Origin of the sequence: Streptomyces sp. NPDC008121, from assembly GCF_042957155.1 — a bacterium.
Taxonomy (GTDB): Bacteria; Actinomycetota; Actinomycetes; order Streptomycetales; family Streptomycetaceae; genus Streptomyces.
In genome coordinates, this window is record NZ_JBIBHT010000009.1 from 316,247 (window position 1) to 339,294 (window position 23,048).

At 71.4% G+C, this 23,048-nt stretch carries 21 protein-coding genes; 20 read left to right on the plus strand and 1 reads right to left on the minus strand.

Annotated elements, in window-relative coordinates:
* The first annotated feature begins 6 nt into the window (after positions 1–6).
* From ACFZBD_RS28870 to nusB, 13 genes are all read left to right on the plus strand, one after another.
* On the plus strand, positions 7–366 hold the full coding sequence (locus tag ACFZBD_RS28870) for a DUF6167 family protein (RefSeq protein WP_391145065.1): 360 nt from the start codon (positions 7–9) through the stop codon (positions 364–366).
* Positions 366–3,035, plus strand: coding sequence for an alanine--tRNA ligase (alaS, locus tag ACFZBD_RS28875; protein ID WP_391145067.1), 2,670 nt, complete (start codon positions 366–368; stop codon positions 3,033–3,035). Before ACFZBD_RS28870 ends, alaS begins: the two co-directional genes overlap by 1 nt.
* Positions 3,035–3,499 (plus strand): Holliday junction resolvase RuvX, encoded by a 465-nt coding sequence (ruvX, locus tag ACFZBD_RS28880; protein ID WP_391145068.1) that lies wholly within the window; start codon positions 3,035–3,037, stop codon positions 3,497–3,499. The genes alaS and ruvX overlap by 1 nt, the downstream gene beginning before the upstream one ends.
* A gap of 101 nt (positions 3,500–3,600) precedes the next feature.
* Complete coding sequence (gene mltG, locus ACFZBD_RS28885) at positions 3,601–5,337, plus strand: endolytic transglycosylase MltG (protein ID WP_391145070.1); 1,737 nt, start codon at positions 3,601–3,603, stop codon at positions 5,335–5,337.
* The gene (locus ACFZBD_RS28890) at positions 5,337–6,164 is read left to right on the plus strand and encodes a shikimate dehydrogenase (RefSeq protein ID WP_391145074.1); all 828 of its coding nucleotides are present in this window, start codon (positions 5,337–5,339) and stop codon (positions 6,162–6,164) included. The genes mltG and ACFZBD_RS28890 overlap by 1 nt, the downstream gene beginning before the upstream one ends.
* A 176-nt stretch (positions 6,165–6,340) precedes the next feature.
* A complete protein-coding gene (gene aroC / locus ACFZBD_RS28895; RefSeq protein WP_391145077.1) occupies positions 6,341–7,525 on the plus strand; it encodes a chorismate synthase in 1,185 nt (394 codons plus the stop codon).
* Entirely contained in the window at positions 7,522–8,040 is a 519-nt protein-coding gene (locus tag ACFZBD_RS28900) for a shikimate kinase (protein ID WP_391145080.1), read from the plus strand. Before aroC ends, ACFZBD_RS28900 begins: the two co-directional genes overlap by 4 nt.
* Complete coding sequence (gene aroB / locus ACFZBD_RS28905) at positions 8,037–9,131, plus strand: 3-dehydroquinate synthase (protein ID WP_391145084.1); 1,095 nt, start codon at positions 8,037–8,039, stop codon at positions 9,129–9,131. Before ACFZBD_RS28900 ends, aroB begins: the two co-directional genes overlap by 4 nt.
* Positions 9,128–9,574: a type II 3-dehydroquinate dehydratase gene (locus tag ACFZBD_RS28910; RefSeq protein ID WP_391145087.1), complete on the plus strand. Its 447-nt coding sequence runs from the start codon at positions 9,128–9,130 to the stop codon at positions 9,572–9,574. The genes aroB and ACFZBD_RS28910 overlap by 4 nt, the downstream gene beginning before the upstream one ends.
* Positions 9,575–9,671: 97 nt before the next feature.
* Positions 9,672–10,598: an AAA family ATPase gene (locus ACFZBD_RS28915; RefSeq protein ID WP_391145090.1), complete on the plus strand. Its 927-nt coding sequence runs from the start codon at positions 9,672–9,674 to the stop codon at positions 10,596–10,598.
* A 92-nt stretch (positions 10,599–10,690) separates the two neighbouring features.
* Positions 10,691–11,797, plus strand: a complete 1,107-nt coding sequence (locus ACFZBD_RS28920; RefSeq protein ID WP_391145093.1) for a M24 family metallopeptidase — start codon at positions 10,691–10,693, stop codon at positions 11,795–11,797.
* A gap of 48 nt (positions 11,798–11,845) precedes the next feature.
* Positions 11,846–12,412, plus strand: a complete 567-nt coding sequence (gene efp, locus ACFZBD_RS28925) for an elongation factor P (protein WP_391145095.1) — start codon at positions 11,846–11,848, stop codon at positions 12,410–12,412.
* Between the two features lie 2 nt (positions 12,413–12,414).
* Positions 12,415–12,846 (plus strand): transcription antitermination factor NusB, encoded by a 432-nt coding sequence (gene nusB / locus ACFZBD_RS28930; protein ID WP_391145096.1) that lies wholly within the window; start codon positions 12,415–12,417, stop codon positions 12,844–12,846.
* Positions 12,847–13,168: 322 nt separating this feature from the next.
* On the opposite strand, the gene bldD is transcribed toward nusB, so the two are convergent.
* Positions 13,169–13,669, minus strand: a complete 501-nt coding sequence (gene bldD / locus ACFZBD_RS28935) for a transcriptional regulator BldD (RefSeq protein ID WP_030214967.1) — start codon at positions 13,667–13,669, stop codon at positions 13,169–13,171.
* 246 nt (positions 13,670–13,915) lie between these two features.
* Here bldD and pyrR point away from each other — a divergent pair, with 246 nt between their 5' ends.
* The 7 genes from pyrR to ACFZBD_RS28970 all read left to right on the plus strand — a co-directional run bounded on the left by pyrR (position 13,916) and on the right by ACFZBD_RS28970 (position 23,038).
* Positions 13,916–14,479 carry a bifunctional pyr operon transcriptional regulator/uracil phosphoribosyltransferase PyrR gene (gene pyrR / locus ACFZBD_RS28940; protein ID WP_391145099.1) on the plus strand — a complete coding sequence of 188 codons (564 nt, stop codon included), beginning with the start codon at positions 13,916–13,918 and terminating at the stop codon, positions 14,477–14,479.
* Between the two features lie 85 nt (positions 14,480–14,564).
* A complete protein-coding gene (locus ACFZBD_RS28945; RefSeq protein WP_391145102.1) occupies positions 14,565–15,545 on the plus strand; it encodes an aspartate carbamoyltransferase catalytic subunit in 981 nt (326 codons plus the stop codon).
* A gap of 2 nt (positions 15,546–15,547) precedes the next feature.
* Entirely contained in the window at positions 15,548–16,834 is a 1,287-nt protein-coding gene (locus tag ACFZBD_RS28950) for a dihydroorotase (RefSeq protein ID WP_391145104.1), read from the plus strand.
* A complete protein-coding gene (locus ACFZBD_RS28955; RefSeq protein WP_391145105.1) occupies positions 16,831–17,409 on the plus strand; it encodes a hypothetical protein in 579 nt (192 codons plus the stop codon). Before ACFZBD_RS28950 ends, ACFZBD_RS28955 begins: the two co-directional genes overlap by 4 nt.
* Positions 17,406–18,569: a glutamine-hydrolyzing carbamoyl-phosphate synthase small subunit gene (gene carA, locus ACFZBD_RS28960; protein ID WP_391145108.1), complete on the plus strand. Its 1,164-nt coding sequence runs from the start codon at positions 17,406–17,408 to the stop codon at positions 18,567–18,569. Before ACFZBD_RS28955 ends, carA begins: the two co-directional genes overlap by 4 nt.
* The gene (gene carB, locus ACFZBD_RS28965) at positions 18,562–21,870 is read left to right on the plus strand and encodes a carbamoyl-phosphate synthase large subunit (RefSeq protein ID WP_391145111.1); all 3,309 of its coding nucleotides are present in this window, start codon (positions 18,562–18,564) and stop codon (positions 21,868–21,870) included. The genes carA and carB overlap by 8 nt, the downstream gene beginning before the upstream one ends.
* A gap of 55 nt (positions 21,871–21,925) precedes the next feature.
* Positions 21,926–23,038, plus strand: coding sequence for a quinone-dependent dihydroorotate dehydrogenase (locus tag ACFZBD_RS28970; protein ID WP_391145115.1), 1,113 nt, complete (start codon positions 21,926–21,928; stop codon positions 23,036–23,038).
* Positions 23,039–23,048: the final 10 nt, after the last annotated feature.

Sequence of the window (23,048 nt, forward strand, 5' to 3'; positions counted from 1 at the left end):
CCCGAGATGTTCCGCCGTACGTTCTGGTTCACCGCCGGCGCCGCAGCCGGCGTCTGGGCCACCACCAAGGTCAACCGGAAGCTCAAGCAGCTGACCCCCGAGAGCCTCGCCGCGCAGGCCGCGAACAAGGCGATCGAGACCGGCCACAAGCTCAAGGACTTCGCCCTCGACGTCAGGGCCGGCATGGTCCAGCGGGAAGCCGAACTGGGCGAGGCGCTCGGCATCGAGGCGCCGGTGGACCACGACCGCGAACTCCCCGGGCCGCGCCGCAGGGCGGCGCTCGACCCGACCGCGCCGACGGCGCACCCGACCAAGCACACGCACGCGCATCCCACGATCCCGTACAACCGGAATGAGGACCACTGATGGAGTCGGCTGAAATCCGCCGCCGCTGGCTGAGCTTCTTCGAGGAGCGCGGTCACACCGTCGTCCCTTCGGCGTCGCTCATCGCGGACGACCCGACTCTGCTGCTCGTCCCCGCCGGCATGGTGCCCTTCAAGCCCTACTTCCTGGGCGAGGTCAAGCCGCCGTTCCCGCGCGCCTCCAGCGTGCAGAAGTGCGTGCGCACGCCGGACATCGAAGAGGTCGGCAAGACCACCCGCCACGGCACGTTCTTCCAGATGTGCGGCAACTTCTCCTTCGGCGACTACTTCAAGGAAGGCGCCATCAAGCTCGCCTGGGAGCTGCTGACCAGCGGGGTGGAGCACGGCGGCTACGGGCTGGAGCCGGAGAAGCTCTGGATCACCGTCTACCAGGAGGACGACGAGGCCGAGCAGATCTGGCGCGACGTCGTCGGCGTCCCGGCCGAGCGCATCCAGCGCCTCGGCAAGAAGGACAACTACTGGTCGATGGGCGTTCCCGGCCCCTGTGGCCCGTGCTCGGAGATCAACTACGACCGCGGCCCCGAGTTCGGCGCCGAGGGCGGCCCGGCCGTCAACGATGAGCGGTACGTGGAGATCTGGAACCTGGTCTTCATGCAGTACGAGCGCGGCGAGGGCACCTCCAAGGAGGACTTCGAGATCCTCGGCGACCTCCCCTCGAAGAACATCGACACCGGCCTCGGTCTCGAGCGCCTGGCGATGATCCTCCAGGGCGTGCAGAACATGTACGAGACCGACACCCTCAAGGTCGTCATCGACAAGGCCACCGAACTCACCGGTGTCGCCTACGGCAAGGCCCACGACAGCGACGTCTCGCTGCGCGTGGTGGCCGACCACATGCGGACCTCCGTGATGCTCATCGGTGACGGTGTCACCCCCGGCAACGAGGGCCGCGGCTACGTCCTGCGCCGCATCATGCGCCGCGCCGTCCGCAACATGCGCCTGCTGGGCGCCACCGGACCGGTCGTCCAGGAGCTCGTCGACGTCGTGATCGACACGATGGGCGAGCAGTACCCGGAGCTGGTCACCGACCGCAAGCGCATCGAGACCGTCGCCCTCGCCGAGGAGGCCGCGTTCCTCAAGGCCCTCAAGGGCGGCACCAACATCCTCGACACCGCCGTGACGGAGACCAAGGCCGCCGGCGGCACCGTCCTCGCCGGCGACAAGGCGTTCCTGCTCCACGACACCTGGGGCTTCCCGATCGACCTCACCCTGGAGATGGCCGCCGAGCAGGGCCTCTCCGTGGACGAGACCGGCTTCCGCCGCCTGATGCAGGAGCAGCGCGAGCGCGCCAAGGCCGACGCCAAGGCCAAGAAGACCGGCCACGCCGACGTCACCGCCTACCGCGAGATCGCCGACAGCAACGGCGCCACCGAGTTCACCGGCTACACCAACACCGAGGGCGAGACCACCGTCGTCGGTCTGCTGGTCAACGGCGTGCCGTCGCCCGCCGCGACCGAGGGCGACGAGGTCGAGATCGTCCTCGACCGCACCCCGTTCTACGCCGAGGGCGGCGGCCAGCTCGCCGACCAGGGCCGGATCCGGCTGCACAGCGGCGCCGTCGTCGAGATCCGCGACGTCCAGCAGCCGGTCCCGGGCGTCTCCGTGCACAAGGGTTCGGTGCAGGTCGGCGAGGTGACGGTCGGCTCCACGGCCTACGCCACGATCGACATCCGCCGCCGCCGGGCCATCGCCCGCGCCCACAGCGCCACTCACCTCACGCACCAGGCGCTCCGCGACGCCCTCGGCCCGACGGCCGCCCAGGCCGGTTCGGAGAACTCCCCGGGCCGCTTCCGCTTCGACTTCGGCTCCCCGAACGCCGTCCCCGGCACCGTCCTCACCGACGTCGAGCAGAAGATCAACGAGGTCCTCGCCCGGGAACTCGACGTCCACGCCGAGGTCATGTCCATCGACGAGGCCAAGCGGCAGGGCGCCATTGCCGAGTTCGGCGAGAAGTACGGCGAGCGGGTCCGCGTGGTGACGATCGGCGACTTCTCCAAGGAGCTGTGCGGCGGTACGCACGTCCACAACACCGCCCAGCTGGGCCTGGTGAAGCTGCTCGGCGAGTCGTCGATCGGCAGTGGCGTGCGCCGTGTCGAGGCCCTCGTCGGCGTCGACGCGTACAACTTCCTGGCCAAGGAGCACACGGTCGTCGCCCAGCTCCAGGAGCTGGTCAAGGGCCGCTCCGAGGAGCTGCCGGAGAAGATCTCCGCCATGCTCGGCAAGCTGAAGGACGCCGAGAAGGAGATCGAGAAGTTCCGCGCGGAGAAGGTCCTGCAGGCCGCCGCCGGTCTGGTCTCCGGCGCCAAGGACGTCCGGGGTGTCGCCCTGGTCACCGGCCAGGTCCCCGACGGCACCTCCGCCGACGACCTGCGCCGGCTGGTCCTCGACGTCCGCGGCCGCATCCCCGGCGACCGCCCGGCCGTCGTGGCCCTGTTCACCACGGCCAACGGACGCCCGCTGACGGTCATCGCCACCAACGAGGCCGCCCGCGAGCGCGGTCTCAAGGCCGGCGAGCTGGTCCGTACGGCCGCCAAGACCCTCGGTGGCGGCGGCGGCGGCAAGCCGGACGTCGCCCAGGGCGGCGGCCAGAACCCCGCCGCCATCGGCGACGCCATCGACGCCGTCGAGCGCATGGTCGGGGACAACGCCTGATGCGACGCGGCCGTCGTCTCGCGATCGATGTCGGGGACGCCCGGATCGGGGTCGCCTCGTGCGACCCCGACGGGGTCCTCGCCACGCCGGTGGAGACCGTGCCCGGACGCGATGTCCCGGCCGCCCACCGGCGGCTGCGCCTGCTCGTCGAGGAGTACGAACCCCTCGAGATCGTGGTCGGCCTGCCCCGCTCCCTCTCCGGGGGCGAGGGGCCGGCCGCGGCCAAGGTCCGTCGGTTCGCGCAGGAGCTGGCCCGCGGGATCGCGCCGGTGCCGGTCCGGCTCGTGGACGAGCGGATGACGACCGTGAGCGCGACCCAGGGGCTGCGGGCCTCCGGAGTGAACGCCAAGAAGGGGCGTTCCGTCATCGATCAGGCCGCCGCTGTGATCATCCTCCAGAACGCTCTTGAGTCCGAACGGGTATCAGGTAATCCGCCCGGCGAGGGCGTCGAAGTGGTCATCTGATCGCGATACGGTAACGTTCCGCGCGATGCGGCGGTGTTCGAACAGCTGCCGCACTACGAGGGGCGGACCGTCCGGGCGCCTCGCGGCTGTTTTGGGGATCGATGACTGAGTATGGCCGGAGCCCCGGCTCCGAACCGTGGCACCCCACGGATCCCCTGTACGGGGACCAGGGGTGGGAAGGCCAGCAGCAGTACCCGCAGCAGGCGCAGTACGGCCACCAGGACCTGTACGGACAGGGGCACGGTGTGCAGGGCGGTGGCCAGGCCGGTCACGGCGGGCACGCCGACCAGGGCTACGACCCCCGGTACCAGCAGCAGGCGTACCACCCCGAGCAGCCGCAGCACCCCCAGCACCCGCAGGCGCCCCAGCAGTACGACGATCAGCGGTATGCCGATCAGACCTACGGCGGCCAGGCGCAGGGGTACGACACGCCCGGGTATCCCGCACAGCAGTACGACACCAACTGGGAGACGGGCCAGGCGGCCATGCCGTACGGCGCCACCCCGGCCGATCCGTACGGCGGCCAGGACCCCGACCTCTACGGCACCCCCGAGGCGTACCCGCCGCCGCAGCCCCCGGGCCGGCGGCAGGCGCCGCCGGAGCCGGTGACCGACTGGGAGGCGGAGGCCCAGGAGGAGGAGAAGCACCCCTTCTTCACCGGCGACGACGACCCGGACGACGAGAAGGAGCCGGCCGGCGGCCGTTCCTCCCGGGGCGGCCGTGACCGGCGCGGCAAGGGCGGCAAGAGCGACAAGGGCCGCAAGGGCAAGAACGGCGTGGCCTGCCTCGTCGTCGCCCTGGTCCTCGCGGGCGGTGTCGGCGGCGTCGGCTACTTCGGCTACCAGTTCTGGCAGGGCCAGTTCGGCGCGGCACCCGACTACGCGGGCGAGGGCAGCGGCTCCGTCCAGGTCGAGATCCCCGCGGGCTCCGGCGGCTACGACATCGGCAACCTCCTCAAGAAGGCCGGGGTCGTCAAGAGCGTCGACGCCTTCGTCTCGGCGCAGCAGAAGAACCCCAAGGGTCTGAGCATCCAGGCCGGCGTCTACACCCTCAAGAAGGAGATGTCGGCGGAGAGCGCCGTGGCCCTGCTGCTCAGCCCGGCGAGCCAGGCCAACTTCGTCATCCCCGAGGGACAGCGGAACACCTGGGTCTACGACCAGATCGACAAGCGCCTCGACCTCGCGGCGGGCACCACCAAGGAGATCGCCCGGGCGAAGGCGGACGACCTCGGCCTGCCGGACTGGGCCAAGAACCACCAGGACGTCAAGGACCCGCTGGAAGGCTTCCTCTTCCCCGCGAGCTACCCCGTCGCCAAGGGCAACAAGCCCGAGGACGTCCTGCGCAAGATGGTGGCCCGCGCGAGCCAGGAGTACGGCAAGCTCGACCTGGAGACCAAGTCCCGGGCGCTCGGGCTCAAGGGGCCGTGGGAGCTCGTCACGGTCGCGAGCCTCGTCCAGGTCGAGGGCAAGACGCACGACGACTTCACCAAGATGGCCGAGGTCATCTACAACCGGCTGAGCCCCGAGAACACCGAGACCAACCAGCTCCTGCAGTTCGACTCGTCGTACAACTACCTCATGGGCCAGAGCAAGATCAAGATCGGCCGCGACGAGATCAACAGCAACCCGGACCCGTACAACACGTACAAGCAGAAGGGTCTGACACCCGGACCCATCAGCAACCCGGGAGCCGAGGCGCTGGTGGCCGCCCTCAATCCGACGAAGGACGGCTGGATGTACTTCGTCGCCACCGACGGCATGAGCAAGACCGAGTTCGCCAAGACCCTCGCCGAGCACGACAAGCTCGTCGAGAAGTTCAACGCCTCCGGGAGCGAATGATGTCCGCAATGCGGCGGGCGGCCGTCCTCGGCTCGCCCATCGCCCACTCGCTCTCCCCGGTGCTGCACCGGGCGGCGTACACCGCGCTGGGGCTCGACGACTGGTCGTACGACCGCTTCGAGGTGGACGAGGCCGGGCTCCCCGGCTTCGTCGCCGGCCTGGACGGCTCCTGGGCGGGTCTGTCGCTGACCATGCCGCTGAAGCGGGCGATCATCCCGCTGCTCGACGGGATCAGTGACACGGCGGCCTCGGTCGAGGCCGTGAACACGGTCGTCCTCACCGAGGACGGCCGCCGCCTCGGCGACAACACGGACATCCCCGGCATGATCGCGGCCCTGCGGGAGCGGGGCGTCGAGAAGGTGGAGTCCGCCGCGATCCTCGGCGCGGGCGCCACCGCCTCCTCGGCCCTGGCCGCCCTCGCCCGGATCTGCGGCGGCCCCGTCACGGCGTACGTCCGCAGCGAGGCGCGCGCCCGGGAGATGCGCGGCTGGGGCGAGCGGCTCGGCGTCGACGTCCGCACCGCCGCCTGGGACGACGCCGACCAGGCGTTCTCCGCGCCGCTCGTCGTCGCGACCACACCGGCCGGCACCACCGACGCCCTGGCCGGAGCCGTCCCCACCACGGTCGGCACGCTCTTCGACGTCCTCTACGACCCGTGGCCCACCGCGCTCGCCGCCTCCTGGTCGGAGCGCGGCGGCAAGGTGGTCGGCGGTCTCGACCTCCTCGTCCACCAGGCCGTGCTCCAGGTCGAGCAGATGACGGGCGTCCCCTCGGCGCCGCTGACCGCGATGCGGGCGGCGGGCGAGCGGGCCCTGGCCGCACGCTAGGTCGGGTCCGACCGGCATCGCCCGACCGAAAGGCGTCTTCAGGGGTGAGACGAGCGTCCGATAGCTGGACCTGAGGCCTGGGGAGCCGCGCGGACGTGAAAGGATCGGGTACGGCGGGCCAGGCCGCGCACCCGGTCGCGCCGTCGCAGTGCCAGGCGCGAGCATGAGGAGCATCGTTGAGCAGGTTGCGTTGGCTGACCGCTGGGGAGTCCCACGGACCCGCGCTGGTCGCGACGTTGGAGGGTCTTCCCGCCGGCGTCCCTGTCACCACGGAGCTGGTGGCGGACCACCTTGCGCGGCGGCGTCTCGGCTATGGGCGTGGTGCGCGGATGAAGTTCGAGCGGGACGAGATCACTTTCCTCGGCGGTGTGCGTCACGGGCTTTCTCTGGGCTCTCCGGTCGCGGTGATGGTGGGGAACACCGAGTGGCCGAAGTGGGAGAAGGTCATGTCGGCCGATCCGGTCGATCCGGCGGAGCTGAAGGAGACGGGCCGTAACGCGCCGCTGACCCGGCCGCGGCCGGGTCACGCGGATCTGGCGGGTATGCAGAAGTACGGCTTCGAGGAGGCCCGGCCGATCCTGGAGCGTGCCAGCGCCCGGGAGACGGCGGCTCGTGTGGCGCTCGGTGCGGTGGCCCGTTCCTTCCTGAAGGAGGCCGCCGGGATCGAGATCGTGTCGCACGTGGTCGAACTGGCGGCGGCGAAGGCGCCGTACGGGGTCTACCCCAAGCCGGGGGATGTCGAGCGGCTGGACGCGGATCCGGTGCGGTGTCTGGACGCGGATGCGTCGAAGGCGATGGTCGCGGAGATCGATCAGGCGCACAAGGACGGTGACACCCTCGGCGGGGTGGTGGAGGTCCTGGCGTACGGGGTGCCGGTGGGTCTGGGCTCGCATGTGCACTGGGACCGGCGGCTGGATGCCCGGCTGGCGGCGGCGCTGATGGGTATCCAGGCGATCAAGGGTGTGGAGGTCGGGGACGGCTTCGCGCTGGCCCGGGTGCCCGGTTCGCAGGCGCACGACGAGATCGTGAGGACCGACGAGGGTCTGCGGCGCACGTCGGGCCGCTCGGGCGGTACGGAGGGTGGTCTGACCACCGGTGAGCTGCTGCGGGTGCGGGCGGCGATGAAGCCGATCGCCACCGTCCCGCGCGCCCTGGCGACCGTCGACGTCGTCACCGGCGAGGCGACCCAGGCCCACCACCAGCGTTCCGACGTGTGTGCGGTCCCGGCCGCCGGGATCGTGGCCGAGGCGATGGTCGCGCTCGTCCTGGCCGACGCCGTGGTCGAGAAGTTCGGCGGCGACAGCGTCCCGGAGACCCGCCGCAACGTCCGTTCCTACCTCGACAACCTCCAGATCCGGTGACCGCACCGCTGGTCGTCCTGGTCGGACCGATGGGCTCCGGCAAGTCCACCGTGGGCGCGCTCCTCGCCGAACTGCTGGACGCGCCCTACCGCGACACCGACGCCGACATCGTCGCCGCCCAGGGCCGCGCGATCGCGGACATCTTCATCGAGGACGGCGAGGACCACTTCCGCGCCCTGGAACGGGAAGCCGTACGGACCGCGGTCGCCGAGCACGAGGGCGTCCTCGCGCTCGGCGGCGGCGCCGTCCTCGACGCCGGCACCCGTGCCCTCCTCACCGGGCTCCCGGTCGCCTATCTCTCGATGGACGTCGAGGAAGCGGTCCGCCGCGTCGGCCTCAACACCGCGCGGCCGCTGCTCGCCGTCAACCCGCGCCGCCAGTGGCGCGAGCTGATGGAGGCCCGCCGCCACCTCTACACCGAAGTCGCACGGGTCGTCGTCGCCACCGACGACCGCACCCCCGAAGAGGTCGCGAGCGCGGTCCTCGACGCACTGGAGCTGAAGAAGGACGTATGACGGACCAGGAAGTGACCCGTATCCACGTCGGCGGCTCGGCGGGCACGGATCCGTACGAGGTGCTGGTCGGGCGGCAGCTGCTCGCCGAGCTTCCCGCCCTCATCGGTGACAAGGCCAAGCGCGTCGCCGTGATCCACCCCGAGGCCCTCGCCGAGACGGGCGAGGCGCTGCGCGCCGACCTCGCCGCCCAGGGCTTCGAGGCCGTCGCCATCCAGGTGCCGAACGCCGAGGAGGCCAAGACCGTCGAGGTCGCGGCCTACTGCTGGAAGGCGCTCGGCCAGACCGGCTTCACCCGCACCGACGTCATCGTCGGCGTCGGCGGCGGCGCCACCACGGACCTGGCCGGTTTCGTCGCCGCGAGCTGGCTGCGGGGCGTGCGCTGGATCGCGGTGCCCACCACCGTCCTCGCCATGGTCGACGCGGCCGTCGGCGGCAAGACCGGCATCAACACCGCCGAGGGCAAGAACCTGGTCGGCGCGTTCCACCCGCCCGCCGGCGTCCTCTGCGACCTGGCCGCGCTGGACTCGCTGCCGGTCAACGACTACGTCAGCGGCCTGGCGGAGATCATCAAGGCCGGGTTCATCGCCGACCCGGCGATCCTCGACCTGATCGAGGCGGACCCGCAGGCGGCCCGCACGCCCGCCGGACCGCACACCGCCGAGCTGATCGTCCGGTCGATCCGGGTCAAGGCGGAGGTCGTCTCCGGTGACCTCAAGGAGTCCGGTCGGCGCGAGATCCTCAACTACGGCCACACGCTCGCCCACGCGATCGAGAAGAACGAGCGCTACAAGTGGCGGCACGGCGCCGCCGTCTCCGTCGGCATGGTCTTCGCCGCCGAACTGGGCCGGCTCGCCGGACGGCTCGACGACGCCACCGCCGACCGGCACCGCGCGGTCCTGGAGTCCGTCGGACTCCCGCTGACCTACCGCGGCGACCAGTGGCCCAAGCTGCTCGACACCATGAAGGTCGACAAGAAGTCCCGCGGCGACCTGCTGCGCTTCATCGTCCTCGACGGACTCGGCAAGCCGACCGTCCTGGAGGGCCCCGACCCGGCGGTGCTCGTCGCGGCCTACGGCGAGGTGTCCGCGTGAGCGAGCTCCGTCCCGTCCTGGTGCTCAACGGCCCCAACCTCGGCCGGCTCGGCTCCCGCGAGCCCGACATCTACGGCGCCACGTCGTACAAGGGCCTCACGGACTCCTGCCGGGCCCTCGGCGTCGAGCTGGGCTTCGACGTCGAGGTCCGGGAGACCAACGACGAGGGCGAGATGATCCGCTGGCTGCACGAGGCGGCCGACGGTTCGATTCCGGTCGTTCTCAACCCCGGTGCGTTCACGCACTACTCGTACGGAATGCGCGACGCGGCCGCCCAGCGGACCGCCCCGCTCATCGAGGTGCACATCTCGAACCCGTACACCAGGGAGGAATTCCGGCACACCTCGGTCGTCGCCGCGGTGGCGAGCGGCACCATCGCCGGGTTCGGCATCGGCTCCTACCTGCTCGCGCTGCGGGCACTCGCCGAGGAATCGACCGGCTGACCGGGCACCCACGACCGCCCCCGGCCGTTCCCCCTGCGGGGGCCGGGGGCGGTAACGTTCCCGGAAGTATCGGCCGTACGAGACGGAGTGGCACCGGATGCAGCACGCAGTGGGGGCTCCGTTGCCACCGCACGAGCAGTCGGGGTGGGCGGGGGCCCAGGGCGGACACCAGGGAGCGCCTCAGGGCGGGCGCCAGGCGCCCCCGCACCCCGCGCCGCAGGGACCGCCTCCGGGACCGCCCGCGCAAGGATGGGGCGGCGGGATGCCGCCGCACCCCGGCGTCCAGCCTCCCGGCCCCGCCCGCTCCGCGCCCCAGCACCCCGCCCCGCCGCAGGCCGGCTCGCCGCGCTCCGGCGCGCCCCACCCGGCCTCCGCTCCCGCCGGCCCGCCCCGGGACACCTTCGCGCACGTCCAGCTGCCCCCGGTCGCCCTGCCCTCCGGGGTGCCCGCCGAGCCCGGCACCGGCTCCGCCACCCTCGCCGTCCTGCTGATCGGCCCGGCCGGCGCCGGCAAGACGACCGTGGCGCGCCACTGGGCCCAGCGCCGGCGCGTGCCCACCGCGCACATCAGCCTCGACGACGTCCGCGAATGGGTCTGCTCCGGCTTCGCCGACCCCCAGTCGGGCTGGAACGAACACTCCGAGGCGCAGTACCGCCTCGCCCGCCGCACCTGCGGCTTCGCCGCCCGCAACTTCCTCGCCAACGGCATCTCCTGCATCCTCGACGACGCCGTCTTCCCCGACCGTCCCGTCGTTGGCCTCGGCGGCTGGAAGCGCCACGTCGGCCCCGGGCTGCTCCCCGTCGTGCTCCTGCCCGGCCTGGAGATCGTCCTGGAGCGCAACGCCGAGCGCAGCGGCAACCGGCGCCTCTCGGACGAGGAGGTCGCCTCCATCCACGGCCGGATGGCGGGGTGGTACGGCTCGGGCCTGCCGATCATCGACAACTCCAAGTACGACGTCGAGACCACCGCCCGGGTGCTCGACGAGGTGCTCGCCCGCTCCATAGCCAGCCCGCCCGCCTGGTAGCCGGCGGGCGGCGGTGGCCCGAAGCGTCCGGCGATGGCCCGGTCGGCGGCGCTGAGCAGGCCGGGGCGGCCCGGCCCTCGTAGGCTCGGAACATGTCAGAGGTGTATGCGGACCGCCGTGTGCGGCTGCGCGACCGGTGCGCGGCAGCGGGCAGCCCGGCGGCCCTGGTCTCCCGCCCCGCGAACGTCCGCTATCTCGCGGGTGGTTCGCCTCCCGGAGCCGTCCTGCTGGTCGGCCCGGACGAGGACGTGCTGCTCTGCCCGCTCCAGCCCGGCGGCGATCCGGCCGACGGGCGGCTGGACGAGTCGCTCCGCCAGACCGTACTGCCCATCGGCGGCGGCGATCCGGCCGTCAAGGCCGTCGGCCTCGCCGACAGGGCGGGCGCGGACGCCCTCGCCGTCGAGGAGCACCATCTGACCGTGGCCCGGCACCGCGCCATGGGCTCGGTCGCACCCCGGCTCCGGCTCGCGGACCTCCGCGGGGCCGTGGAGCAGCTGCGGATCGTCAAGGACGAGGACGAGATCACCTGCCTGCGGATCGCCGCGGAGATCGCCGACCAGGCCCTCGGGGAGCTCCTGGAGTCCATCCTGGTCGGCCGTACCGAGCGTCATCTCGCCCTGGAGCTGGAGCGGCGCCTGGTCGACCACGGGGCGGACGGCGCGGCCTTCCCCACGTCCGTGGCGACCGGCCCGCACTCCGGACGCAGCGGCCACCGGCCCACCGACCGCCGGGTCGAGGAAGGCGATTTCCTCTCGGTCTGCCTCGGCGCCAACTACCGCGGCTACCGCTGCGAGATCGGCCGCACCTTCGTCATCGGGACGACGCCCGCGGACTGGCAGATCGAGCTCTACGACCTCGTCTTCGCCGCTCAGCGGGCCGGGCGGGAGTCGCTCGCCCCCGGCGCCGAGTACCGCGACGTGGATCGCGCGGCCCGCCAGATCCTGGACGGAGCGGGCCTCGCGGAAGCCGTTCCCGCGCTCACCGGGCACGGGGTCGGCCTGGAAATCGACGAGGACCCGCAGCTCGCACCCTCGGCCATGGGTAAACTGGACGCTTGTGTGCCGGTCACCGTCGAACCGGGGGTCCACCTCCCGGGCCGGGGCGGGGTCCGGATCGATGACACGCTCGTCGTGCGCCAGGAGGCGGACGGCGGACCCGAGCTACTCACCATCACGACCAAGGAGCTGCTCGCGCTGTAGGGCGCGTACGCCTCCGTGGTCCACGTCAGTCCAGGAGATTCCGCAACCGTGGCTTCCACGAACGACCTCAAGAACGGCATGGTGCTCAAGCTCGACGGAGACCAGCTCTGGTCCGTCGTCGAGTTCCAGCACGTCAAGCCCGGCAAGGGCCCGGCCTTCGTGCGCACCAAGCTCAAGAACGTGCTCTCCGGCAAGGTCGTCGACAAGACCTTCAACGCCGGTGTGAAGGTCGAGACGGCCACCATCGACCGCCGTGACATGCAGTTCTCGTACATGGACGGCGACTACTTCGTCTTCATGGACATGCAGACGTACGACCAGCTGATGGTCGAGCGCAAGGCCGTCGGCGACGCCGCCAACTTCCTGATCGAGGGCTTCACCGCCTCGGTCGCGCAGCACGAGGGCTCGGTGCTCTACGTCGAGCTGCCCGCCGCCGTCGAGCTGACCATCCAGCACACCGACCCGGGTGTCCAGGGCGACCGCTCCACCGGCGGCACCAAGCCGGCGACGCTGGAGACCGGCCACGAGATCCAGGTCCCGCTCTTCATCACCACCGGTGAGAAGATCAAGGTCGACACCCGCTCGAGCGACTACCTCGGCCGGGTGAACAGCTAACCGTGGCTGCCCGCAGCAACGCCCGTAAGCGCGCCTTCCAGATCCTCTTCGAGTCCGACCAGCGCGGTGCGTCCGTGCAGCAGGTCCTCGCGGACTGGGTCCGGCACGCCCGGTCCGACGACCGCCAGCCGGCGGTCAGCGAGTTCACGATGCAGCTGGTCGAGGGGTACGCGGACCACGCGAACCGGATCGACGAGCTGATCGCGACCTACGCGGTGGACTGGGACCTGGACCGGATGCCGGTCGCCGACCGGAACATCGTGCGCCTCGGCGCGTACGAGCTGATCTGGCTGGACGAGACGCCCGACGCGGTGGCGATCGACGAGGCGGTGCAGCTCGCCAAGGAGTTCTCCACCGACGAGTCGCCGTCGTTCGTGAACGGCCTGCTGGGCCGCTTCAAGGACCTGAAGCCGCGCCTGCGCCGGGACGCCTGACTCAGGCGCCTCCCGGCAGTCGAAGGGGTCCGTGGCACGCGCTGCCGCGGGCCCCTTCGGCGTACCCCCGTCCCACGGGCGCCCACCGGCCCCTCCACCGCCCGCGGGCCCGCGCCCCAGGTCCTCTGAGCCGCGTGGGGCCCGTGAGGCTTGTGGGGCGCCTGAGGGCCGTTCTCAGGCCCGTACGCGGCCCGGGGCCGACGCGTGCGGGTGCGTACGGTCACGCCGGGGGCACAAAAGAACCGCCGGGGTGACGGAAGGTCTGGAAGCCTTCCGCCACCCCGGCGGCAACGTTTCTGCTGGGTCGGTCAGCGGGTGAGGATCAGCTGTCCTCGTGGGCGACCGCGCGGCGCGCGTCCGCGTCCAGGACGCCCCAGCTGATCAGCTGCTCGGTGAGCACCGAGGGGGACTGGTCGTAGATCACCGCGAGGGTGCGCAGGTCGTCCTGGCGGATCGACAGCACCTTGCCGTTGTAGTCCCCGCGCTGGGACTGGATCGTGGCCGCATAGCGCTGCAGCGGGCCGGCCTTCTCCTGCGGGACGTGGGCCAGGCGCTCCAGGTCCAGGACCAGCTTCGGCGGCGGCTCGGCGGCCCCGCCGGGGGTCGTGCCGGGCAGGAGCTCCTGCACCGGGACGCCGTAGAAGTCCGCCAGCTCGGCGAGACGCTGAACGGTCACCGCGCGGTCGCCGCGCTCGTACGAGCCGACCACGACGGCCTTCCAGCGGCCCTGGGACTTCTCTTCCACACCGTGGAGGGAAAGGCCCTGCTGGGTGCGGATGGCACGGAGCTTGGCCCCGAGCTGCTTTGCGTATTCGCTGGACATATAGCTCCCCGGACGCTGTGACAACGTGCGGCTCCGCCGCGTGGCTGGTAACTCACTGTGAGGTTACGCAGCGTTACTTGTCTCCGTCAAGCCGAATGGTCCATACCGACCCCTCCCGAGGGACGGCGCTCGGGACGTCGGCGGGGGTGTGAGCAGGACGGCCGCCCGCCCCTGCTACAGTCGAAGGCGCAATTTCGACGTCCTTTAAGAGCCGTCCCGTGAGGCGGAGAAGGAGGTCCGTTTCATATGGACGCACAGCAGCACACCGATGCGGCACGCCCGGTTCTCGAGGGCCCCGACATCGCGCGGGTCCTGACCCGCATCGCCCACGAGATCGTCGAGCGCGCCAAGGGCGCCGACGACGTGGTGCTCCTCGGCATCCCCACGCGTGGCGTCTTCCTCGCCCGCCGGCTGGCCGACAAGCTCGCGGAGATCACCGGACGGAAGATCCCGGTCGGCTCCCTCGACATCACCATGTACCGCGACGACCTGCGGATGAAGCCCGCCCGGGCCATCGGGCGCACCGAGATCCCCGCCGACGGCATCGACGACCGGCTGGTCGTCCTCGTCGACGACGTGCTCTTCTCCGGCCGCACCATCCGCGCCGCCCTCGACGCGCTCGGCGACCTCGGCCGCCCCCGCGCCGTCCAGCTCGCGGTCCTCGTCGACCGAGGCCACCGCGAACTCCCGATCCGCGCCGACTACGTCGGCAAGAACCTCCCCACGTCGCTGCGGGAGACGGTCAAGGTGCAGCTCGCCGAGGAGGACGGTCGCGACACCGTGCTGCTCGGCGGCAAGCCCGCCTCCTAGCCGTACCGGCATCCCGACGGGTCCAGGGCGCGCCCCTGCGCGCCCGCACGCCCTCATACTCGCCACCACACGGAGCGAAACCCCGATGATGCGTCACCTCATCTCGGCCGCCGACCTCACCCGCGACGACGCCGTCCTCATCCTCGACACCGCCGAGGAGATGGCCCGGGTGGCCGACCGGCCGATCAAGAAGCTGCCCGCGCTGCGCGGCCGCACGATCTGCAACCTCTTCTTCGAGGACTCCACCCGCACCCGGATCTCCTTCGAGGCGGCCGAGAAGCGCCTCTCCGCCGACGTCATCAACTTCGCCGCCAAGGGCTCCAGCGTCTCCAAGGGGGAGTCCCTCAAGGACACCGCGCAGACCCTGGAGGCCATGGGCGTCGACGCGGTCGTCATCCGGCACAGCGCCTCCGGCGCCCCCTACCGCCTCGCCACCTCCGGCTGGATCGACGCCCCCGTCATCAACGCCGGGGACGGCACCCACCAGCACCCCACCCAGGCCCTGCTGGACGCCTTCACCCTCCGCCGCCGGCTCGTCGGCCACGACGCCGGCCTCGGCCGGGACCTCGCGGGCAAGCGGGTCACCCTCGTCGGCGACATCCTGCACAGCCGGGTCGCCCGCTCCAACGTCGACCTGCTGCACACCCTCGGCGCCGAGGTCACCCTGGTCGCTCCGCCCACCCTCGTGCCCGTCGGCGTCGAGGCCTGGCCCTGCGAGATCAGTTACGACCTCGACAGCGTGCTGCCGAAGTCCGACGCCGTGATGATGCTGCGGGTGCAGCGCGAGCGGATGAACGCCGCCTTCTTCCCGACCGAGCGGGAGTACTCGCGCCGCTACGGACTCGACGGCGACCGGATGGCGCGGATGCCCGAGCACGCCGTCGTCATGCACCCCGGCCCCATGGTCCGGGGCATGGAGATCACCGCGGAGGTCGCCGACTCCGACCGCTGCACGGTCATCGAGCAGGTCGCCAACGGCGTCTCCATCCGGATGGCCGTCCTCTACCTGCTGCTGGGCGGCAACGAGCCCGCCGTGACCCACCACCGTACCGAGGAGAGCAAGTAACCATGAGCAAGATCCTTATCCGCGGTGCGCAGGTGCTGGGCGGCGAGGCGCAGGACGTCCTCGTCAACGGGGAGACCATCGCCGAGGTCGGCACCGGCCTCTCCGCCGAGGGCGCCACCGTCATCGAGGCCGAGGGCCGCGTCCTGCTGCCCGGCCTGGTCGACCTGCACACCCATCTGCGCGAGCCCGGCCGCGAGGACTCCGAGACCGTCCTCACCGGCACCCGCGCCGCCGCCACCGGCGGCTTCACCGCCGTCTTCGCCATGGCCAACACCTTCCCCGTCGCCGACACCGCCGGCGTCGTCGAGCAGGTCTACCGCCTGGGCAAGGAGTCCGGCTACTGCGACGTGCAGCCGATCGGCGCCGTCACCGTCGGCCTCGAAGGCAAGAAGCTCGCCGAGCTGGGCGCCATGCACGACTCCGCCGCCGGCGTCACCGTCTTCTCCGACGACGGCAAGTGCGTCGACGACGCCGTGATCATGCGCCGCGCCCTGGAGTACGTGAAGGCCTTCGGCGGCGTCGTCGCCCAGCACGCCCAGGAGCCCCGCCTCACCGAGGGCGCCCAGATGAACGAGGGCGTCGTCTCCGCCGAGCTGGGCCTCGGCGGCTGGCCGGCCGTCGCCGAGGAGTCGATCATCGCCCGCGACGTCCTCCTCGCCGAGCACGTCGGCTCCCGCGTCCACATCTGCCACCTCTCCACCGCCGGCTCCGTCGAGATCGTCCGCTGGGCCAAGTCCCGCGGCATCGACGTCACCGCCGAGGTCACCCCGCACCACCTGCTGCTGACCGACGAGCTGGTCCGCACCTACAACCCCGTGTACAAGGTCAACCCGCCGCTGCGCACCGAGCGTGACGTGATGGCGCTGCGCGAGGCCCTCGCCGACGGCACGATCGACATCGTCGCCACCGACCACGCCCCGCACCCGCACGAGGACAAGGACTGCGAGTGGGCCGCGGCCGCCATGGGCATGGTCGGCCTGGAGACCGCGCTCTCCGTCGTCCAGCAGACGATGGTCGAGACCGGACTGCTCGACTGGGCCGGCGTCGCCGACCGCATGTCCCTCGCCCCCGCCCGGATCGGACGGGCCGCCGGCCACGGACGCCCCGTCTCGGCAGGTGAGCCCGCCAACCTGACCCTGGTCGATCCGGCATACCGTGGAGCCGTGGACCCCGCGGGCTTCGCCTCCCGCAGCCGCAACACCCCCTACGAGGGCCGCGAGCTGCCGGGACGCGTCACCCACACCTTTCTGCGGGGCCGGGCGACGCTCGTGGACGGGAAGCTGGCGTGACATCTCTGATCATCCTGGCCGCCGGGGAGAAATCGGCGGAGGTCACCAATTGGGCCGGACGCATCGGCTGGCTGGTCGGCCTGGCGCTGTTCGTCGCGTTCGTCTACTGGCTGATGCGCCAGGGATGGAAGTGGCGCGGCAGCCTCCAGTCGGACCTGCCCGAGCTGCCGGGAATGCCGGAGGCGCCGGGCGAGGCGAGACTGAGCATGACCGGCCGCTACCACGGCTCCACCACCGCCGGGCAGTGGCTCGACCGGATCGTCGCCCACGGCCTGGGCGCCCGCAGCCGGGTCGAGCTCACCCTGACGGACGCGGGCCTGGAGGTCGTACGTCCCGGGGCGAACGACTTCTTCGTCCCCGCCGACCGGCTGCGCGAGGCCCGGCTCGACAAGGGCATCGCCGGCAAGGTCCTCGCCGAGGGAGGCCTGCTGATCGTCACCTGGGAGCACGGTGACCAGCTCCTCGACTCCGGCTTCCGGTCCGACCGCGCGGTGGAGCACACCGCCTGGGTCGAGGCCGTCAACTCCATGATCGCGCTGAACAGCACCACTCCGACGGAAGGCACCGCACGATGACAACCTCCAATCCGGGGACGGCCTCGCAGAGGAAGGGGGCGCTTCCCGCCGTACTCGTCCTGGAGGACGGCCGCATCTTCCGCGGCCGCGCCTACGGGGCCGTGGGGGAGACCTTCGGCGAGGCCGTGTTCTCCACCGGTATGACCGGCTACCAGGAGACGCTCACCGACCCGTCGTACCACCGTCAGGTCGTCGTGATGACCGCGCCGCACGTCGGCAACACCGGCGTCAACGACGAGGACCCCGAGTCCGCGAAGATCTGGGTCGCCGGTTACGTCGTCCGCGACCCCGCCCGCGTCTCCTCCAACTGGCGCTCCCGGCGCTCCCTCGACGAGGAGCTGGCCGCCCAGGGCGTCGTCGGCATCTCCGGTATCGACACCCGCGCCCTCACCCGCCACCTGCGCGAGCGCGGCGCCATGCGCGTCGGCATCTTCTCCGGCGACGCCTGGGTGGGCGTCCGCGACGAGGCCCTGCTGGCCCGCGTGAAGGAAGCCCCGCAGATGAAGGGCGCGAACCTCTCCGCCGAGGTCGCCACCAAGGAGACGTACGTCGTCCCCGCCCTCGGTGAGAAGAAGTTCACCGTCGCCGCCGTCGACCTGGGCATCAAGGGCATGACCCCGCACCGGATGGCCGAGCGCGGCATCGAGGTCCACGTGCTGCCCGCCACCGCCACCGTCGAGGACGTCTTCGCGGTCCGCCCGGACGGCGTGTTCTTCTCCAACGGCCCCGGCGACCCGGCCACCGCCGACGGCCCCGTCGCCGTCATGCAGGGCGTCCTGGAGCGCAGGATCCCGCTCTTCGGCATCTGCTTCGGCAACCAGATCCTGGGCCGCGCGCTCGGCTTCGGCACCTACAAGCTGAAGTACGGCCACCGCGGTATCAACCAGCCGGTCCAGGACCGCACCACCGGCAAGGTCGAGGTCACCGCGCACAACCACGGCTTCGCCGTCGACGCGCCCCTCGACAAGGTCTCGGACACCCCCTACGGACGCGCCGAGGTCTCCCACGTCTGCCTGAACGACCAGGTCGTCGAGGGCCTCCAGCTGCTCGACCAGCCGGCCTTCAGCGTCCAGTACCACCCCGAAGCGGCCGCGGGCCCGCACGACGCCGCGTACCTCTTCGACCGTTTCGTATCCCTGATGGAGGCCGAGCGTGCCTAAGCGCACCGATATCCAGTCCGTCCTGGTCATCGGCTCCGGCCCGATCGTCATCGGCCAGGCCGCCGAGTTCGACTACTCCGGCACCCAGGCCTGCCGCATCCTCAAGGCCGAGGGCCTGCGGGTCATCCTGGTCAACTCCAACCCGGCCACGATCATGACCGACCCGGAGATCGCCGACGCCACCTACGTCGAGCCGATCACCCCGGAGTTCGTCGAGAAGATCATCGCCAAGGAGCGCCCCGACGCCCTCCTGCCCACCCTCGGCGGCCAGACCGCGCTCAACACCGCGATCTCCATGCACGAGCAGGGCGTCCTGGAGAAGTACGGCGTCGAGCTCATCGGCGCCAACGTCGAGGCCATCCACAAGGGCGAGGACCGCGACCTCTTCAAGGGCGTCGTCGAGGCCGTCAAGGCCAAGATCGGCTACGGCGAGTCCGCCCGCTCGGTCATCTGCCACTCCATGGACGACGTCCTCCAGGGCGTCGAGACGCTCGGCGGCTACCCCGTCGTCGTCCGCCCCTCCTTCACCATGGGCGGCGCCGGCTCCGGCTTCGCCCACGACGAGGACGAGCTGCGCCGCATCGCCGGCCAGGGCCTCACGCTCTCCCCGACCACCGAGGTGCTCCTCGAGGAGTCCATCCTCGGCTGGAAGGAGTACGAGCTGGAGCTGATGCGCGACAAGAACGACAACGTCGTGGTCGTCTGCTCCATCGAGAACTTCGACCCGATGGGCGTCCACACCGGCGACTCGATCACCGTCGCCCCGGCGATGACCCTCACCGACCGCGAGTACCAGCGGCTGCGGGACATCGGCATCGCGATCATCCGCGAGGTCGGCGTCGACACCGGCGGCTGCAACATCCAGTTCGCGGTCGACCCGGACGACGGCCGGATCATCGTCATCGAGATGAACCCCCGCGTCTCGCGCTCGTCCGCGCTCGCCTCCAAGGCCACCGGATTCCCGATCGCGAAGATCGCGGCCCGTCTCGCCGTCGGCTACACGCTGGACGAGATCCCCAACGACATCACGGAGAAGACCCCGGCTTCCTTCGAGCCCACGCTCGACTACGTCGTCGTCAAGGCCCCGCGCTTCGCCTTCGAGAAGTTCCCGCAGGCCGACTCCACCCTCACCACGACCATGAAGTCCGTCGGCGAGGCCATGGCCATCGGCCGTAACTTCACCGAGGCGCTCCAGAAGGCCCTGCGCTCCCTGGAGAAGAAGGGCTCGCAGTTCACCTTCGTCGGCGAGCCCGGCGACAAGGCCGAGCTGCTGCGCGACGCGGTCCGCCCCACCGACGGCCGGATCAACACCGTCATGCAGGCCATCCGCGCGGGGGCCACCCCCGAGGAGGTCTTCGACGCCACCAGGATCGACCCCTGGTTCGTCGACCAGCTCTTCCTGATCAAGGAGATCGCGGACGAGCTGACCGCCGCCGAGAAGCTCCACCCGGAGCTGCTCGCCGAGGCCAAGCGCCACGGCTTCTCCGACGCCCAGATCGCCGAGATCCGCGGCCTGCGCGAGGACGTCGTCCGCGAGGTCCGCCACGCCCTCGGCGTCCGCCCGGTCTACAAGACGGTCGACACCTGCGCCGCCGAGTTCGCCGCGAAGACCCCGTACTTCTACTCCTCGTACGACGAGGAGAGCGAGGTCGCCCCGCGCACCAAGCCCGCCGTGATCATCCTGGGCTCCGGCCCGAACCGCATCGGCCAGGGCATCGAGTTCGACTACTCCTGCGTCCACGCCTCCTTCGCCCTCAGCGACGCCGGCTACGAGACCGTGATGGTCAACTGCAACCCCGAGACCGTCTCCACCGACTACGACACCTCCGACCGGCTCTACTTCGAGCCGCTCACCCTGGAGGACGTCCTGGAGATCGTCCACGCCGAGACGCTCGCCGGCCCCGTCGCCGGCGTCGTCGTCCAGCTCGGCGGCCAGACCCCGCTCGGCCTCTCCCAGGCGCTCAAGGACAACGGCGTGCCGGTCGTCGGCACCTCCCCGGAGGCCATCCACGCCGCCGAGGACCGCGGCGCCTTCGGCCGGGTCCTCGCCGAGGCGGGCCTCCCCGCCCCCAAGCACGGCACCGCGACCACCTTCGCCGGCGCCAAGGCCATCGCCGATGAGATCGGCTACCCGGTCCTGGTACGCCCGTCGTACGTCCTCGGCGGCCGCGGCATGGAGATCGTCTACGACGAGGCCCGCCTGGAGTCGTACATCGCCGAGTCCACCGAGATCAGCCCCACCCGGCCGGTCCTGGTCGACCGCTTCCTCGACGACGCCATCGAGATCGACGTCGACGCGCTCTACGACGGTCACGAGCTCTACCTCGGCGGCGTCATGGAGCACATCGAGGAGGCCGGCATCCACTCCGGCGACTCGGCCTGCGCCCTGCCGCCCATCACGCTCGGCGGCTTCGACGTCAAGCGCCTGCGCGCCTCCACCGAGGCGATCGCCAAGGGCGTCGGCGTCCGCGGACTGATCAACATCCAGTTCGCCATGGCCGGCGACATCCTCTACGTCCTGGAGGCCAACCCGCGCGCCTCGCGGACCGTGCCCTTCACCTCCAAGGCGACCGCCGTGCCGCTGGCGAAGGCCGCCGCCCGCATCTCGCTCGGCGCCACCATCGCCGAGCTGCGCGCGGAGGGCCTGCTGCCGAAGAGCGGCGACGGCGGCACCCTGCCGCTCGACGCGCCGATCTCCGTCAAGGAGGCCGTGATGCCGTGGTCGCGCTTCCGCGACATCCAGGGCCGGGGCGTGGACACCATCCTCGGCCCGGAGATGCGCTCGACCGGCGAGGTCATGGGCATCGACTCCGTCTTCGGTACGGCCTACGCCAAGTCGCAGGCCGGCGCCTACGGCCCGCTGCCCACCAAGGGCCGCGCGTTCATCTCGGTCGCCAACCGCGACAAGCGCTCGATGATCTTCCCGGCCCGCGAGCTCGTCGCCCACGGCTTCGAACTGCTCGCCACCTCCGGCACCGCCGAGGTCCTCAAGCGCAACGGCATCAACGCCACCGTCGTGCGCAAGCTCAGCGAGGGCGAGGGCCCCGCCGGCGAGAAGACGATCGTCCAGCTGATCCACGACGGCCAGGTCGACCTCATCGTCAACACCCCCTACGGCACCGGCGGCCGCCTCGACGGCTACGAGATCCGTACGGCGGCGGTCGCGCGTGGCGTCCCGTGCCTCACCACGGTCCAGGCGCTCGCCGCGGCCGTGCAGGGCATCGAGGCGCTCGGCCACGGCGACGTGGGCGTCCGCTCGCTCCAGGAACACGCGGCGCATCTGACCGCGGCCCGCGACTAGCAGCCCACAAGGGGGACACCGGAAACGGTGTCCCCCTCTTGGTGAGGACACCTCCATGTACAAGTTCTTCTTCCACCTCGTCTTCAAGCGCATGGACCCGGAGGAGGCGCACCACCTGGCCTTCCGCTGGATCCGCCTGGCAGCCCGCGTCCCCGTCCTGCGCACCTTCGTCGCCGCCGCCCTCGCGCCCCGCTACAAGGAGCTGCGCACCGAGGCGCTCGGCCTGCGCATGCACGGCCCCTTCGGCCTCGCCGCCGGCTTCGACAAGAACGCCGTCGCCATCGACGGCATGGCCATGCTCGGCTTCGACCACGTCGAGATCGGCACCGTCACCGGCGAGGCCCAGCCCGGCAACCCCAAGAAGCGGCTCTTCCGGCTGGTCCCCGACCGCGCGCTGATCAACCGCATGGGCTTCAACAACGAAGGCTCCGCCGCCGTCGCCGCCCGCCTCCACGCGCGCGTGCCGGTCTTCAGGACCGTCGTCGGCGTCAACATCGGCAAGACCAAGGTCGTCCCCGAGGCCGAGGCCGCCGCCGACTACGTGAAGTCCACCGAGCGTCTCGCCGCCCACGCCGACTACCTCGTCGTGAACGTCTCCTCGCCCAACACCCCCGGCCTGCGCAACCTCCAGGCCACCGAGTCGCTGCGCCCGCTGCTCACCGCCGTACGGGAGGCGGCCGACCGCACGGTCACCGACCGCCGGGTCCCCCTCCTGGTCAAGATCGCCCCCGACCTCGCCGACGAGGACGTCGACGCCGTCGCCGACCTCGCCCTGGAGCTGGGCCTCGACGGCATCATCGCCACCAACACCACCATCGCCCGCGAGGGCCTCGGCCTGACGTCCGACCCCGCCCTGGTGAAGGAGACCGGCGGCCTCTCCGGAGCGCCCGTCAAGGAGCGCTCCCTGGCGGTCCTCCGCCGCCTCCACGCGCGCGTGGGCGACCGGATCGTCCTGGTCGGCGTCGGCGGCATCGAGAACGCCGAGGACGCCTGGCAGCGGATCCTCGCCGGAGCCACCCTGATCCAGGGCTACAGCGCCTTCATCTACGAAGGCCCCTTCTACGCCCGCGCGATCCACAAGGGCCTCGCCGCCCGCCTCGCCACCTCCCCGTACGCCACCCTCGCCGAGGCCGTCGGCGCCGACAACCGAAAGGCCGCCGTCCAGTGACCGCACTCCC

Excerpts from the sequence above, each read along its gene's own strand:
- ACFZBD_RS28870 (WP_391145065.1), top strand. The coding sequence starts at position 7 with ATGTTCCGCCGTACGTTCTGGTTCACCGCCGGCGCCGCAGCCGGCGTC.
- alaS (WP_391145067.1), top strand. The coding sequence starts at position 366 with ATGGAGTCGGCTGAAATCCGCCGCCGCTGGCTGAGCTTCTTCGAGGAG.
- ruvX (WP_391145068.1), top strand. The coding sequence starts at position 3,035 with ATGCGACGCGGCCGTCGTCTCGCGATCGATGTCGGGGACGCCCGGATC.
- mltG (WP_391145070.1), top strand. The coding sequence starts at position 3,601 with ATGACTGAGTATGGCCGGAGCCCCGGCTCCGAACCGTGGCACCCCACG.
- ACFZBD_RS28890 (WP_391145074.1), top strand. The coding sequence starts at position 5,337 with ATGTCCGCAATGCGGCGGGCGGCCGTCCTCGGCTCGCCCATCGCCCAC.
- aroB (WP_391145084.1), top strand. The coding sequence starts at position 8,037 with ATGACGGACCAGGAAGTGACCCGTATCCACGTCGGCGGCTCGGCGGGC.
- ACFZBD_RS28915 (WP_391145090.1), top strand. The coding sequence starts at position 9,672 with ATGCAGCACGCAGTGGGGGCTCCGTTGCCACCGCACGAGCAGTCGGGG.
- ACFZBD_RS28920 (WP_391145093.1), top strand. The coding sequence starts at position 10,691 with ATGTCAGAGGTGTATGCGGACCGCCGTGTGCGGCTGCGCGACCGGTGC.
- bldD (WP_030214967.1), bottom strand. The coding sequence starts at position 13,669 with ATGTCCAGCGAATACGCAAAGCAGCTCGGGGCCAAGCTCCGTGCCATC.
- pyrR (WP_391145099.1), top strand. The coding sequence starts at position 13,916 with ATGGACGCACAGCAGCACACCGATGCGGCACGCCCGGTTCTCGAGGGC.
- ACFZBD_RS28945 (WP_391145102.1), top strand. The coding sequence starts at position 14,565 with ATGATGCGTCACCTCATCTCGGCCGCCGACCTCACCCGCGACGACGCC.
- ACFZBD_RS28950 (WP_391145104.1), top strand. The coding sequence starts at position 15,548 with ATGAGCAAGATCCTTATCCGCGGTGCGCAGGTGCTGGGCGGCGAGGCG.
- carA (WP_391145108.1), top strand. The coding sequence starts at position 17,406 with ATGACAACCTCCAATCCGGGGACGGCCTCGCAGAGGAAGGGGGCGCTT.
- ACFZBD_RS28970 (WP_391145115.1), top strand. The coding sequence starts at position 21,926 with ATGTACAAGTTCTTCTTCCACCTCGTCTTCAAGCGCATGGACCCGGAG.